Raw genomic sequence first — 14,347 nt, 5'->3', positions numbered from 1 at the left:
TGTCCACGACCTGCACGAGGCGACGCCATGAGCTTTCCCGACATCACTGCCGAGCTTGCCGCCGCTATGCCGGGCTTGCGTGGCGCGCTGCTGGCCAATGCGCCGCTTGCACCGCTCAGCTGGTTCCGCACGGGCGGGCCGGCCCAAGTGCTGTTCACGCCGGCGGACGAGGACGATCTGGCGCTCTTTCTGGCCAATCTCCCTGAGGGAGTGCCGCTCACCGTCATCGGCCTCGGCTCGAACCTCCTCGTGCGTGACGGCGGGGTGCCCGGTGTCGTCCTGCGCCTCGGCAAGGCCTTCGCCGAGGTGAGCGTGGAGGGAGGCAACCGGGTGCGGGCCGGAGCGGGAGCGCCAGATGTCAAGGTGGCGCGGGCCGCCGCCGAGGCCGGCATCGACGGGCTCGCCTTCCTGCGCGGCATTCCCGGTGCCGTCGGCGGGGCCTTGCGCATGAACGGCGGCGCCTATGGCGGGGAGGTCAAGGACGTGCTCGTCGAGGCGCGGGCGCTCGACCGGAAGGGCCGGCGACACGTGCTCTCCTGTGCGGACATGCAGTTCTCCTATCGCCATGCCGGCGTGCCGGAGGAGTTCGTCTTCGTCGAGGCGCTGTTCGAGGGCCGGCCCGGCGATCCGGCGGAAATCCTCGCCCGCATGAACGAGATCACCGAAGCCCGGGCCGCCACTCAGCCGGTCAACACGCGCACCGGCGGTTCCACCTTCAAGAACCCCGACGGGGCGAAGGCGTGGCAGCTGGTCGACGCCGCCGGCTGCCGCGGGCTCAGGATCGGCCAGGCGCAGGTGTCGGAGATGCATTGCAACTTCCTCGTCAATCTCGGTGGCGCCACGGCGACGGAGATCGAGAATCTCGGTGAGGAAGTTCGTCGGCGTGTGCAGGCACACTCCGGCGTGATGCTCGCGTGGGAGATCAAGCGGGTGGGCGTGGCCTGACGCCGCGCCGGCCCGCGGCCCGGCGCTCCTTTGGCGAGCCGGTGCCGCACCTCGTTGGATAAGGATGCGGGAACATGACCAAACACGTTGCGGTGCTGATGGGCGGCCTGTCCGCCGAGCGCGAAGTGTCCCTCAACTCGGGCAAGGCCTGCGCCGACGCCCTCGAGGCGGAGGGCTACCGCGTGACGCGCATCGACGTGGGCCGCGACATCGCGGCCGTGCTCGACCGCTTGAGGCCCGACGTGGTCTTCAACGCACTGCACGGCAGCCCGGGAGAGGACGGCACCATCCAGGGCATCCTCGAGATCATGCGCCTGCCCTATACCCATTCCGGCGTGCTCGCGTCGGCGCTTGCCATGGACAAGGCCAGGGCCAAGCTCGTGATGGCAGCGGCCGGCGTGCCGGTGGCGCATGGCATCGTGGTGCACCGGCGCGAGGCAGCCGAGCGCCACGTGCTGCCGCCGCCCTACGTGTTGAAGCCGGTCAACGAGGGCTCGTCGGTCGGCGTCATCATCGTGCGCGAGGAGCGCTCGCACCCGCCGCAAGAGTTAACGCGGCCCGACTGGCCGCACACCGACTGGCTGCTCGCCGAGGAGTACATTGCCGGGCGCGAGCTCACCTGTGCCGTGATGGGCGGCAAAGCCTTGGGTGTCATAGACATCCGGCCCGCGGCGGGCGCCTTTTACGACTATGATGCGAAATATGCGAAAGGTGGCTCGATCCACATCCTCCCGGCAAAAATTAAACCAAAAATTTACCAACAGATCGAAGAGTTGGCGTTAACGGCGCATCAAGCACTCGGCTGTCGTGGCGTCTCCCGCGCCGACTTCCGGTACGACGACCGGCCAGAGGGATCTGGCAAGCTCGTCTGTCTCGAGGTCAACACGCAGCCCGGCATGACCGAGACCAGCCTGGTGCCCGAACTGGCCGCGCATGCGGGGTATTCATTCGGCGAGCTCATGCGATGGATGGTGGAGGACGCCTCCTGCGACCGGTAGGAACGAGAAGCCCCCGCGGGGCTGTCTCGGCCGCTGCGGCCATGCCCGCCGGCGCGCTGTTTGCCGCGCCGGAATGGCCGCGCCTTCGGCTGTTCCGGGGATGGCGCCGGCGCGGCTACGTCCGCGTCGGCGGCCGCCGACGGCTGCCGCGCGGGCTCGGTAGCGCGCTCACCCTCGCCCTTTTTGCCGGCATCGGTCTCTACGGCGCCTTCGCCGGTGGGCACGTCGACCGGTTCAGGGCCGAGAACGGCACCCTGAGCGACGCCGTCGCCCGCGCCTTCGGCTTTGGCATCCGGCAGGTCGTCATATCCGGCCTCGCGGAGCTCAGGCCGGCGGAGATACTCGCCGCGGGCGGCATTTCGCCGAACAGTTCGGTGCTCTTCATCGATCCCGCCGCGGTGCGCCAGAACCTCGAGGCCGTGCCGATGATCCGCGAGGCCTCGGTGCGCAAGCTCTATCCGAACGAACTCGCCATCACGATCACCGAGCGGGAGCCCTTTGCTCTCTGGCAGCGCAACGGAGAGGTCTTCGTCGTGGCCGCCGACGGAACGGTGATCGATTTCCTCAACGATGCGCGCTACACGCGCCTGCCGCTCGTCGTCGGCGACCGCGCCAACGTGCACTCGGCCGACTATCTCGAACTCCTGGACGCCGCCGGTCCGCTGCGCGAGCGAATCAGGGCGGGCTCGCTCATCGCCGGCCGGCGCTGGAACCTCATTTTCGACAACGGCCTCGAGGTTCGCCTGCCGGAGGCGAACCCGACGGCGGCGGTCGCCCGGCTGGCGGAGCTCGAGGAGAGCGACCGCATCCTGGAGCGGGACATTCTCGTCATCGACATGCGCCAGTCCGACAGGGTCGTGATGCGGCTCGGCGTCGAGGCCGCAGCCGCCCGTGCCGAGGCGGCGAAGAAGAAGCCGACGAGCGCCAGGGAGGCGGATATATGAGCTCCTTGCGCAATGGCCTGACGCCGCGCCTGAAGCCCCTGTCCGCCCGCAAGAGCACGCTTCTGTCCGTGCTCGACGTCGGTACCAGCAAGGTCGTCTGCCTCATCGCCCAGCTGCTGCCGGCGAGCGAAAGCGACGTGCTGCGCCGCCGCACCCACCAGGTGCGCGTGCTCGGCATCGGCCACCAGCGCTCGCTCGGCCTCAAGGGCGGCATCGTCGTCGACCTCGAGGCCGCGGAGCAGGCGATCCGCCAAGCGGTCGACGCGGCCGAGCGGATGGCGAAGGTCGAAGTGCAGTCGGTCATCGTCAACCTGACCGGCGGGCGGCTCGCGGCGCAAAGCTTCGCCGCCAATGTCGCGACGCGCGGCACGGTGACGAGCGCGGACGTGCACCGTGTGCTCGATGCCGCGAGCGCCCACAGCCTGAAGCCGGGCCGCGTCGTGTTGCACGCCCTGCCGACGGGCTACGCGCTCGACGGGCAGAAGGGCGTGCTCGACCCGGTCGGCATGATTGGCGAGAATCTCGGCGTCGACCTCAGCGTCGTGACGAGCGAAGCTTCCGCCGCACGCAACCTCATGCTGGCCGTCGAGCGCTGCCATCTGGACGTCGAGGCCATCGTAGCGAGTCCCTATGCGGCGGGTATCGCCACGCTTGTCGACGACGAGGCGGAGATGGGCGGGCTCGTCGTCGACCTCGGCGGCGGCACGACGAGCTTCGGCGCGTTCTTCGCCGGCCATCTCGTCCATGCCGACGCGGTCGCGGTCGGCGGCCATCATGTCACCATGGACGTGGCGCGGGGCCTGTCGACGCACCTCGCTGCGGCCGAGCGCCTCAAGACGCTCTACGGCGGTGCGCTCCCCTCCGCGTCGGACGAGCGCGAGATCATCTCCGTGCCGCTCGTCGACGAGAGCGAGCGGGACGTGCCGAACCACATGCCGAAGTCGCATCTGGTGCGGATCATCCGCCCGCGTGTCGAGGAAATCCTGGAGCTGGTGCGCGACCGGCTGAAGGCGGCGGGCTTTGCCCCGGCCGACGGACGGCGCGTCATCCTGACCGGCGGGGCTTCCCAATTGACGGGCCTGCCGGAAGTCGCCAGGCGCATCCTCGCTGGCCCGAAGGGCTCGGCCCAGGTGCGCATCGGCCGGCCGCTCGGCATCAAGGGGCTGCCGGAAGCCGCGAAGGGACCCGCCTTTGCGGCGGCGGTCGGTCTGCTGGTCTACCCGCAGGTCGCCCATATCGAGCATTTCGAGCCCAAGGCGGCCCGGACCATGCTCGCGACAGGCACGGATGGTTACCTGTCCCGAATGGGACGCTGGTTCAGGGAGAGCTTCTGAGATTGGAGCGGCGCGGCGGCCGCGACAGTCTGGAACCGGAGTGAGAGGGGCGCGCAGCCGGGCGCCGTTTGAGAAGAAGAGGCCACGACCATGGCGATCAATCTGCAAGCCCCGGACATCCGGGAACTGAAGCCCCACATCACGGTGTTCGGCGTCGGCGGCGCCGGCGGCAACGCCGTCAACAACATGATCGAGTCGGGGCTGATGGGCGTCGAGTTCGTCTGCGCGAACACCGATGCCCAGGCGCTCACCAGCGCCCGCGCCCAGCGCATCGTGCAGATGGGTCTGCAGGTGACGGAAGGCCTCGGCGCCGGCTCGCAGCCGGAGGTGGGCCGCGCGGCCGCCGAGGAGGTGATCGACGAGATCCGCGATCAGCTGTCGGGCGCGCATATGGTGTTCATCACCGCCGGCATGGGCGGCGGCACCGGCACCGGGGCGGCCCCCGTCATCGCCCGCGCCGCGCGCGACATGGGCATCTTGACCGTCGGCGTCGTGACCAAGCCCTTCCACTTCGAGGGGCAGCGCCGCATGCGGGTGGCGGAGGCCGGCATCGGCGAGCTGCAGCAGGCTGTCGACACGCTGATCGTCATCCCGAACCAGAATCTCTTCCGCGTCGCTAACGAGAAGACCACCTTCGCCGATGCCTTCGCGATGGCGGACCAGGTGCTCTACTCGGGCGTCGCCTGCATCACCGACCTCATGGTGAAGGAAGGCCTCATCAACCTCGATTTCGCCGACGTGCGCGCCATCATGCGGGGCATGGGCAAGGCGATGATGGGCACGGGCGAAGCCTCCGGCGACGGCCGCGCCATCACGGCGGCCGAGGCCGCCATCGCCAATCCGCTCCTCGACGACGTGTCGATGAAGGGGGCACGCGGCCTGCTCATCTCCATCACGGGCGGTCCGGATCTGACGCTCTACGAGGTGGACGAAGCCGCGACGCGCATCCGCGAGGAGGTCGATTCCGAGGCCAACATCATCCTCGGTGCCACCTTCGACGAAAGCCTCGAGGGCACGATCCGCGTCTCCGTGGTCGCCACCGGCATCGACCAGGAACTGATCCACAACGCGCAGGACCTGTCGCTGACGGAGCAGCGCATCGCCGAAGTCGCCGAGCGCCTGCGCTCGGAGGCCCGTCAACGGGCGGCGCATCCGCCCGTGGCGCCGCGCCCCGTGGCCATCGAGACGACGCCGCGTGTCGCCGCCGCGCCGGTCGCGCCCGAGCCGATGCCAGCTCCCGCGCCGGTCGCTGCCCCGGCTCCCGTCGCGGCGCCAGTGGAGCCGATGCCGGCTCCCCAGGCTCCCGCCGCCGAGTTCGTCCCTCCGGTCGCCGAGCCAGCGCCGGTCGCTGCCCCGGTTGCGGCTCCCGTCGCTGCGCCGGTTCGCCAGGAGATGCCGCGTGCGGAACACGTGCGTCACGACGTCATGATCGCGCCGGCCGCGGCGCCGCGCGCGGCCACGGCGGCGGCGATGGCCGCAGCTCCGGCTCCGGTCATGCACGAGCCGGCGCCGCATGAGATGCAGGAGCATTTCATCCCGCCCCAGCCCGAGCGGGCCGTGGTGCGCCCGACGCGCATGCCGCGCGTCGACGAGCTGCCGCTGCCGGTGCAGAACCAGATCCGCGCCGCGCGGCCGGAGCATCAGGACCACGGCGCCGACCACAAGCGCATGTCCCTGCTGCAGCGCATCGCCTCCGTCGGCCTTGGCCGCCGCGACGACCACCAGCCGGCCGCCCCGGCGCCCGCGCCACAGCCGGTGCGCCAGCAGGCGCCGCAGCCGGCGCCGTCGCCGGTGCACGCCGAATATGCCAAGCGCCCGCAGGCGCAGGGCTACCGGCCGGCACAGGGGGCGCTCGACCCGCACGGCCGCGCGCCGGCGCCGAGCCGCACGATCGACGACGACCAGCTCGAGATCCCGGCCTTCCTGCGCCGTCAGGCCAACTGAGCGCCGCCTTCTCGAGGCCATGACTCAACCCCGGGGGCACGAGCTTCCGGGGTTTTTCTTTCGTTAATATTTTTCAAAGGTTTACATGTATCGTGAGGGCCCGACGATCAGTGTAACAGACAGTAAGAAAGCGTGATTTGGCCGCGTTTGGCGGCGCGACTATGGTCCACGCAACTCGCGCGGGATTCGAAACGTCGATGTCGCGAATCACGTGCCTTGGCAAGGGCCGCAAGCCTTGCACTGTCTTGGGTGCATCCGCCCGCTCCGGGCGACGGGACCGAAAGAATGAAAGCCAACGGGCAGACGACGCTTCGTGATACCGTGACCCTGACGGGCAACGGCGTTCATTCCGGGAAACCTGTGCGGCTCACCATCCATCCTGCGGACGTCAACCACGGCATCGTCTTCCTGCGGACTGGGCTTGCCAACGGGCGGGAGCGGCTGATCGAGGCGCGCCACATCGCGGTGAGTGCGACGGAACTCTGCACCGTCATCGGCGAAAGCGACTCGGGCGCGGTCGCCACCATCGAGCATCTCATGTCGGCGCTCGCCGGCCTCGGCATCGACAATGCGCTGATCGAGGTCGACGGTCCGGAGATCCCGATTCTCGACGGCAGCGCCGCCCTCTTCGTCGAGGCCTTCGACCGCGTCGGCCTCGCCTCCCAGTCGGCGGCGCGCCGCTACGTGAAGGTACTGCGCCCGGTGCGCGTGCAGCAGGGCAAGGCCTTCGCCGAGCTCAGGCCGCGCGACAAGGGCTTCCGCCTCGATGTCGAGATCGATTTCGACACGCCGCTGATCGGCCGCCAGCGCAAGATCGTCGATCTGTCGGCGACGGTCTACCGGCGCGAGATCGCCAATGCCCGCACCTTCGGCTTCATGCGCGACGTGGAGCGGCTGTGGAAGGCGGGCTTTGCCCTCGGCGCCTCTCTCGACAACACGGTGGCGCTCGGCGAGGACCGCATCCTCAACGAGGAGGGCCTGCGCCATCCCGACGAGTTCGTGCGCCACAAGCTGCTCGACGCGATCGGCGACCTCGCCCTCTCCGGCCTGCCGCTGATCGGCAACTATCACTCCTATTGCGGCGGGCACCGGCTGAACTTCATGGTTCTCGACGCCCTGTTCTCGGACCGCGCGAACTACGCGATCGTCGAGGGCGAGCCCCGGCGCGAGCATGGCCACGCCGAGATCGCAGGCGGCATCGCGGTGCCGGCCTTCGCACCGGACATTCACTGACGTCTACCTGCGACGCCATCGAAACGCCGTTTTCAGCCTCGCAGGTTGCCGGCGTCGAAAACGGCTCGCAACGCTTTTCCAGACCTTGGCGGAACCGGTGGCTTTGGGTTAAACAGCCCAACCGTCGAGCGATGGTAAGCCGTGGCCGTCGGGCCGCAGTGGAGGAAGGTGAGGTAATGCGCTCTGCATTTTCGTCCAAGACCGCCCGGACCGGCGCGCTGATGCCGAACATCGGCAGGCTGCTCGCATGCGCGGCGCTGGGCCTTTCTCTGACGGCGTGCGACACGCTCTCCTCGCTCAATCCCTTCGAGAAGGACGAGAAGTACAAGCCCGAGCTCGTCCCCGACGTGCCGGCCGCGAACCTCTACAACGAGGGGCTCGCGCTGATGGCCAAGAACGAGTACCCGGACGCCTCGAAGAAGTTCGACCAGATCGACAAGACCTATCCGCGCAGCGAATGGGCGCGCAAGGCGCTGATCATGAAGACCTACGCCTCCTACGAGGGCGGAGAGTTCAGCGAATCGGTCAACGACGCGCGACGCTACCTGACGCTCTATCCCAACGGGGAGGATGCGGCCTACGCGCAGTACCTGCTGGCGATGTCGTACTATCGCGAAGTTCCGGACGTGACGCGCGACCAGGAGCGCACCGAGAAGGCGCTCGCCGCCTTCCAGGAACTCGTCGAGCGTCATCCGCGCTCCGAATATGCCGAAGATGCCAAGTTCAAGCTGCAGGTGGTGCGCGACCAGCTTGCCGGCAAGGAGATGGAGATCGGCCGCTATTACCTTCAGCGGCGGAACTACACGGGCGCCATCAACCGTTTCCGCGACGTCGTCAGCAAGTACCAGACGACCCGGCACGTGGAGGAAGCGCTACAGCGCCTGACGGAGGCCTATCTCGCTCTCGGCGTTGTCAGCGAGGCGCAGACCGCTGCGGCCGTGCTTGGCCACAACTTCCCCGACAGCCCCTGGTACAAGGACGCGTACAAGCTGCTGCAGAGCGGCGGGCATGAGCCGCGCGAGGACACGGGTTCGTGGATCAGCCGGACCTTCCGCGGCTTCACGCGGTCCGTGGGGCTCGGCGGCTGATCGCGGCGCGGGCGGCATGCTCGTCCAGCTCGCCATCCGCGACATCGTTCTGATCGACCGGCTCGATCTCGCCTTCGATCGCGGCCTTAGCGTCCTTACCGGCGAAACCGGTGCCGGCAAGTCCATCCTGCTCGATGCCTTCGCGCTGGCCCTCGGCGGACGTGGCGACGGCGGCCTTGTGCGCCACGGCGCGGCGCAGGGGCAAGTCACCGCCGTCTTCGAGGTGGCGGGCGAGCATCCCGCCTGGCAGGCGGCACGCAGCTTCGGCATCGCCGAGGATGGCGCGCTCATCCTGCGCCGCCTCCAGCATGCGGACGGGCGCACGCGCGCCTTCGTCAACGACCAGCCGGTCAGCGTCCAGGCGCTGAAGACGATCGGCGCCACGCTCGTCGAAATCCACGGCCAGCACGACGACCGGGCGCTCGTCGATGCGGCCACCCACCGCGCCATCCTAGACGTCTTCGGGGAGTTGCAGCAGGAGGCTGCGGCGGTGGAGACGGCCCATGCGCGCCTGCGCGAGACGCGGGCAGCGCTCGTGCGCCATCGTGCTCGGATTGAGGCGGCGCGCAAGGAGGCCGATTTCCTGCGCCATGCGGCGGAGGAACTTGAGGCGCTCAATCCCGACGCCGGCGAGGAGGAGGCGCTCGCTGAGCGGCGCCAGCTCATGATGCAGGCGGAGAAGGTGGCGAGCGACCTGAACGAGGCCTTCGACGCGGTTGCCGGCAATGCCTCGCCCGTGCCGGTCCTGTCGGCCGCCGTGCGCCGGCTGGAGCGGCGGGCGCAGCAGGCGCCGAGCCTCGTCGAGCCCAGTGTCGCGGCGCTCGACGCGGCCCTCGTCGCGCTCGACGATGCGCGCGCCGCCCTGGAGGAGGCGCTGCGCGCGGCGGCCTTCGATCCGCGTGAACTGGAGCGCGTGGAGGAGCGGCTGTTCGCGCTTCGGGCCGCCGCGCGCAAATACGATGTGCCGGCGGACGACCTCGCGCCCCTACGCCAGCGCTTCCTCGCCGATCTCGCCGCTATCGATGCCGGCGAGGCGGAACTCGATCGGCTCTCCGCCGCAGTGGACGAGGCGAGCGCGGTCTATCGCGCAGCGGCGGCGCACCTCAGCGCCGGGCGGGCCGAGGCCGCGGCGCAGCTCGAAGCAGCCGTCAATGCGGAACTGCCGCCGCTCAGGCTGGAGCGGGCGCGCTTCATCGCGCGCATCGACAGCGACGACAGCGCCGAGGCGGCGGAAGGCTTCGACCGGGTGGAATTCTGGGTGCAGACCAATCCGGGCACGCGGCCGGGCCCGCTGATGAAGGTCGCGTCCGGCGGCGAGCTGTCACGCTTCATGCTGGCGCTCAAGGTGGTGCTGGCGGACAAGGGCTCGGCGCCGACGCTGATCTTCGACGAGATCGACACCGGTGTCGGCGGCGCCGTGGCCGATGCCATCGGCCAGCGCCTGAAGCGCCTCGCGGCGCGGGTGCAGGTCGTCGCGGTCACCCACGCCCCGCAGGTCGCCGCGCGCGCCGCGAACCATCTCCTCATCGCCAAGGAGGCGGCAACCGCGGACAAGGTGGCGACGCGCGTGACGCCACTCGCCGAACGCATGCGCCAGGAGGAGATCGCCCGCATGCTCGCTGGGGCAACCATTACGGACGAGGCGCGCGCCGCCGCGGCGCGGCTGCTGGAGACGGAAGGCTGAGCGCCTGAAGGCCAGGCGCGGAGCTCCTTTAATCCCTCGTGCATCATGTCGAAGGACGCGATCGGCTCCGTGACGGTGCCGAAGCATCGCAGGCAGTCGAGCGACAGGGGGAAAGGCCGCCTCGCCGCCGCGGCCGCCGGTGGCCTCCCTGACGGGGGCCACGAAATCCTCGCGCCCGCGACGCTGCCCGCATCGCTCCGCGGAGGCAACGGGGCCTATCCCCATATGCGTGTCGAGCACTGCGAATGGTCCTGCGGGCGGACTGGATGGCGAAGGGCGGGTGGCGATGACGAGGTAGGTGAAGACGGCCGGCTTTGTCATATAGTCTGCGCTCCCCGAATCCCTGAGCGTGACGCCCATGTCCGAACGTTCCTCGTCCTCCACAGCGGGTGCTTCCCTGCGCGACGTCGCCGTCGAGGTATTGACGCCGCGGGAGGCGAAGCGCGAGCACGCGGCCCTCGCCGCCGAGATCGCCGAGCACGACCGCCGCTATTTCGGCGAGGATGCGCCCACCATCTCCGATGCCGATTATGATGCCCTGCGGCGCCGCTACGAGGCGCTGGAGGCTCGCTTTCCCGACCTTGCCACCGACGAGAGCCTGACGAAGAAGGTCGGCACCCGGCCGAGCGAGAAATTCGCCAAGGTGCGCCACCGCGTGCCCATGCTGTCGCTGTCGAATGCCTTCGCCGACGAGGACGTCGCGGAGTTCGTCGTGCGGATCCGCCGCTTTCTGGGCCTCGCCCCCGACGCGCCGCTTGTCATCACCGCCGAGCCGAAGATCGACGGCCTGTCCATCAGCCTGCGCTACGAGAAGGGTCGCCTCGTCACGGCCGCGACGCGCGGCGACGGGGAGGAGGGGGAGGACGTGACGGCCAATGCCCGCGTCGTCGACGCCATCCCCAAGGAGATCGACGCCGCCGACATGCCCGAGGTGTTCGAGGTGCGCGGCGAGGTCTACATGCGCCATGCGGATTTCGCGGCCATCAACCAGCGCCAGGCAGAGGCCGGGAAGCCGCTCTTCGCCAATCCGCGCAATGCCGCGGCGGGCTCGCTACGCCAGCTCGACCCGGCAGTCACCGCACGCCGGCCGCTCGCCTTCTTCGCCTACGCCTGGGGTGACGTGTCGGCCCTGCCGGCCGACACGCAGATGGGGGTGGTTGAGGCGCTGGGGCGCTGGGGCTTTCCCATCAACCCGCTGATGAAGCGCTGCCACAGCGTCGAGGATCTGCTCGCCCGCTATCACGCCATCGAGGCCGACCGGGCCAATCTTGGCTACGACATCGACGGCGTCGTCTACAAGGTGGACAGTTTGGCTCTACAGGAGCGCCTCGGCTTCGTCTCGCGGTCGCCGCGCTGGGCCATCGCTCACAAGTTCCCCGCCGAGCGGGCGATGACCGAGTTGCTCGACATCGAGATCCAGGTGGGGCGGACGGGGGCGCTGACGCCCGTGGCGAAGCTGAAACCCGTCACGGTGGGCGGCGTCGTTGTCGCCAACGCGACGCTGCACAACGAGGACTACATCCGCGGCATCGGCGGCGACGGCCAGCCGATCCGCGGTGGCATCGATATCCGCATTGGCGACACGGTCGAGATCCAACGCGCCGGCGACGTCATCCCGCAGGTGCTCGGCGTCGTTATGGAGAGGCGCCCGGCCGGCTCCGAACCCTACCGCTTCCCGGCCACATGCCCGGCCTGCGGCAGCCATGCGGTGCGCGAGATCAACCCCCGCACGGGGCGGGAGGACGCCGTTCGGCGCTGCACGGGCGGGCTTACCTGCCCGGCGCAGGCCATGGAGCGCCTGAAGCACTTCGTGTCGCGCAACGCGCTCGACATCGACGGCCTCGGCGACAAGCAGATCGAGCTCTTCTTCCGCGAGGGACTGGTGCACGGCCCGCAGGATATCTTCACACTGGCCGAGCGCGATGCGGCGAGCCTGAAGAAGCTGAAGGACCGCGAGGGCTTCGGCGAGACGAGCGTGCGCAACCTCTTCGCGGCCATCGAGGCGCGCCGGCGGGTGCCACTCAACCGCTTCATCTTCGCGCTCGGCATCCGCCATGTGGGCGAGACGACGGCGAAGCTCCTCGCCCGCCACTACGGCACCTTCGAGGCGCTGCGGGCGGCCCTGATCGCCGCCCGCGACCGCGCATCGGAAGCCTGGGCGGAGCTCAACGCCATCGACGGCATCGGCGAGGTGGTGGCGGAGGCGCTGGTGCAGTTCTTCGCCGAACCGCACAATGAGACGACTCTGGACGCGCTGCTTACACAAGTGACGCCGCAGGAGATGGAACGGACGGTGACCATCGAGAGTCCGGTCGCGGGCAAGACGGTGGTCTTCACCGGCACGCTCGTGCGCATGTCTCGCGACGAGGCCAAGGCCATGGCCGAGCGCTACGGCGCCAAGGTAGCGGGTTCGGTATCGAAGAAGACCGACCTCGTGGTGGCCGGGCCGGGCGCTGGCTCCAAGCTCGCCAAGGCGCAGGAGCTCGGTGTGGAGGTCATCGACGAGGACGGCTGGTTCACGCTCGTTGGGGCGTGAACCGCTCCCGCCCTTTCCCCGGGCGGCGACACGGTCTAAGACACGCGCCATTCGTTACTGAAAGCCAGCCCCATGCTCGAAGGCCTGCCGCCGCACAAGCCCACCCATTCCATGCGCCTTGCCGCGGACGAGAGCTCTGCCCAGGCCATGGTCGAGCTTCTCGGGGAGTTCTTCGATCCGGCCGAGACGGCGGTGGCAGCCTTCGAGGCTCCGGACGGGCGCTGGCATCTGGAAGTCTATTTCTCGAGCGCACCGGACGAGGCGGCGATCCTGAACCTGCTGCGCCCCATCGTCGGCGATGCGGTGGACGGCGCGGTCTTCGCGCCGATCGAGGTGAAGGACTGGGTGAAGGCGAGCCTTGAGGGCCTGAAGCCCGTGCGGGCGGGGCGCTTCCTCGTGCACGGCAGCCATGACCGGGCCGTCGTGCGGGCGAATGACATCGCCGTCGAGATCGACGCGGCGCTCGCCTTCGGCACGGGCCACCATGGCACGACGCTCGGCTGTCTCCTGGAACTCGTCGCGGAGCTGAAGCGCGGACGGCCCCGCCATGTGCTCGACGTCGGCACGGGCACTGGCATCCTTGCCATCGCTGCGGCGCGGGCTTTGCACAGGCCGGTGGTGGCGGGTGACATCGATCCGGTGGCCGTCGCGGTCGCGCGCGCCAACGCGAGACTGAACGGCGCGCGCGACCACGTGCGGCTTTACGCAGCGCCGGGCGTGCAGCACCATTTCGCTGCCCGCAAGGGTCACTACGATCTCGTCTTTGCGAATATCCTTGCCCGGCCGCTCAGGCTTCTCGCGCCGTCCCTGCGCAAAGTGCTTGCCCCGCAGGGCACCTTGGTGCTCTCGGGGCTGCTGATCCGCGATGTGCCGGGGGTCGTCAGCGCCTATGCCTCGCAGGGGCTGGCGCTCGTCAGGCGTGCCGAGCGTGAAGGCTGGGCGACGCTGGTTCTGAGGCGGGGAGGCGCTGCCCCCCGCCCGCGTCGATGAAAGGCCGCTGTCAGTAATCGATGGCCGGGTAGCGGCGACGCATCTCGCGGCGCATGGCCTGCGCCTCAGCGACGATCTCGGCCATCGTGACCGTAAAACGGCCGATTGCCCTCAGGATGGTCACGATGAACATGTCTGTTGCCTTTCGATCGATGTGAACCGGCTGCGCGGTCCCTCGCCTCAGCGGGCGAAGGGCAGGGCGCCGGACTTGCCGAGGCTGACCTTGTCGAGGTCCGCGTCCTTCAGGGTCAGCGGGCCGTAGATCGCCTCCAGGCGGCGGATTTCCCGGTCGGCAGCGCGCATGCGCGCCTCGACGAGGGCATTGAGGATGCGCTTGAAGACTCCGGTCTTCTTGGGCGCTACATAAGCGATGTCGGTCGTAACGTAAGCCATGGGTCCATCTCCGCACGTTGGAGGACAGCCCCGGGAACGCTTCCTCGCGTGTTTATGGTCGCAATATAGGGAATGCTGCATGTGCGAAGAAGATGGGTCAGCGCATATGACCTATGCATGCTGAGCGGGCCTGTTTGCGGGATGCTTGCCAGAGCAGCGTGAGGTGCATGACAATTGTGCGACGCTGCCGCCGCATTGGGCGCGCGATGCCAAAAACCGGTTACATATGAAACATTTGCATGAGGGAGCCCGAAGCTG

The 14,347-nt window shown here is 69.0% G+C and carries 12 protein-coding genes; 10 read left to right on the top strand and 2 right to left on the bottom strand.

The features are described from left to right. Window positions 1–27: 27 nt before the first annotated feature. The 10 genes from murB (at window position 28) to ASC46_RS01080 (ending at window position 13,696) form a co-directional block, all read left to right on the top strand. Window positions 28–945 carry a UDP-N-acetylmuramate dehydrogenase gene (gene murB, locus ASC46_RS01125; protein ID WP_055457461.1) on the top strand — a complete coding sequence of 306 codons (918 nt, stop codon included), beginning with the start codon at window positions 28–30 and terminating at the stop codon, window positions 943–945. Window positions 946–1,019: 74 nt separating this feature from the next. Beyond that, entirely contained in the window at window positions 1,020–1,943 is a 924-nt protein-coding gene (locus tag ASC46_RS01120; RefSeq protein WP_055457460.1) for a D-alanine--D-alanine ligase, read from the top strand. 41 nt (window positions 1,944–1,984) lie between these two features. Beyond that, window positions 1,985–2,887, top strand: a complete 903-nt coding sequence (locus tag ASC46_RS01115) for a cell division protein FtsQ/DivIB (RefSeq protein WP_096335274.1) — start codon at window positions 1,985–1,987, stop codon at window positions 2,885–2,887. Next, entirely contained in the window at window positions 2,884–4,221 is a 1,338-nt protein-coding gene (ftsA, locus tag ASC46_RS01110) for a cell division protein FtsA (protein ID WP_055457458.1), read from the top strand. Before ASC46_RS01115 ends, ftsA begins: the two co-directional genes overlap by 4 nt. Before the next feature lie 90 nt (window positions 4,222–4,311). After that, on the top strand, window positions 4,312–6,165 hold the full coding sequence (ftsZ, locus tag ASC46_RS01105) for a cell division protein FtsZ (RefSeq protein WP_055457457.1): 1,854 nt from the start codon (window positions 4,312–4,314) through the stop codon (window positions 6,163–6,165). Between the two features lie 285 nt (window positions 6,166–6,450). Further along, window positions 6,451–7,398, top strand: coding sequence for a UDP-3-O-acyl-N-acetylglucosamine deacetylase (gene lpxC, locus ASC46_RS01100; protein ID WP_055457456.1), 948 nt, complete (start codon window positions 6,451–6,453; stop codon window positions 7,396–7,398). Window positions 7,399–7,619: 221 nt separating this feature from the next. Further along, window positions 7,620–8,486 carry an outer membrane protein assembly factor BamD gene (locus ASC46_RS01095; RefSeq protein WP_055457885.1) on the top strand — a complete coding sequence of 289 codons (867 nt, stop codon included), beginning with the start codon at window positions 7,620–7,622 and terminating at the stop codon, window positions 8,484–8,486. 16 nt (window positions 8,487–8,502) lie between these two features. After that, a complete protein-coding gene (recN, locus tag ASC46_RS01090; RefSeq protein WP_055457455.1) occupies window positions 8,503–10,170 on the top strand; it encodes a DNA repair protein RecN in 1,668 nt (555 codons plus the stop codon). 358 nt (window positions 10,171–10,528) lie between these two features. Next, window positions 10,529–12,706: an NAD-dependent DNA ligase LigA gene (ligA, locus tag ASC46_RS01085; RefSeq protein WP_055457454.1), complete on the top strand. Its 2,178-nt coding sequence runs from the start codon at window positions 10,529–10,531 to the stop codon at window positions 12,704–12,706. Between the two features lie 72 nt (window positions 12,707–12,778). Continuing rightward, window positions 12,779–13,696: a 50S ribosomal protein L11 methyltransferase gene (locus tag ASC46_RS01080; protein ID WP_055457453.1), complete on the top strand. Its 918-nt coding sequence runs from the start codon at window positions 12,779–12,781 to the stop codon at window positions 13,694–13,696. Window positions 13,697–13,706: 10 nt separating this feature from the next. Here the strand turns inward: ASC46_RS01080 and ASC46_RS21830 are convergent, their stop codons facing one another. Both ASC46_RS21830 and ASC46_RS01075 read right to left on the bottom strand, forming a co-directional pair. Beyond that, window positions 13,707–13,829 carry a hypothetical protein gene (locus ASC46_RS21830; protein WP_019402720.1) on the bottom strand — a complete coding sequence of 41 codons (123 nt, stop codon included), beginning with the start codon at window positions 13,827–13,829 and terminating at the stop codon, window positions 13,707–13,709. 47 nt (window positions 13,830–13,876) lie between these two features. Beyond that, complete coding sequence (locus tag ASC46_RS01075; protein ID WP_019402719.1) at window positions 13,877–14,089, bottom strand: hypothetical protein; 213 nt, start codon at window positions 14,087–14,089, stop codon at window positions 13,877–13,879. Window positions 14,090–14,347 lie beyond the last annotated feature (258 nt).

The sequence above is a fragment of the Chelatococcus sambhunathii genome (assembly GCF_001418005.1).
Lineage (GTDB): Bacteria > Pseudomonadota > Alphaproteobacteria > Rhizobiales > Beijerinckiaceae > Chelatococcus_A > Chelatococcus_A sambhunathii.
Note: the sequence above shows the minus strand (reverse complement) of the source record. Positions and strands in the feature narration are given on the sequence as shown.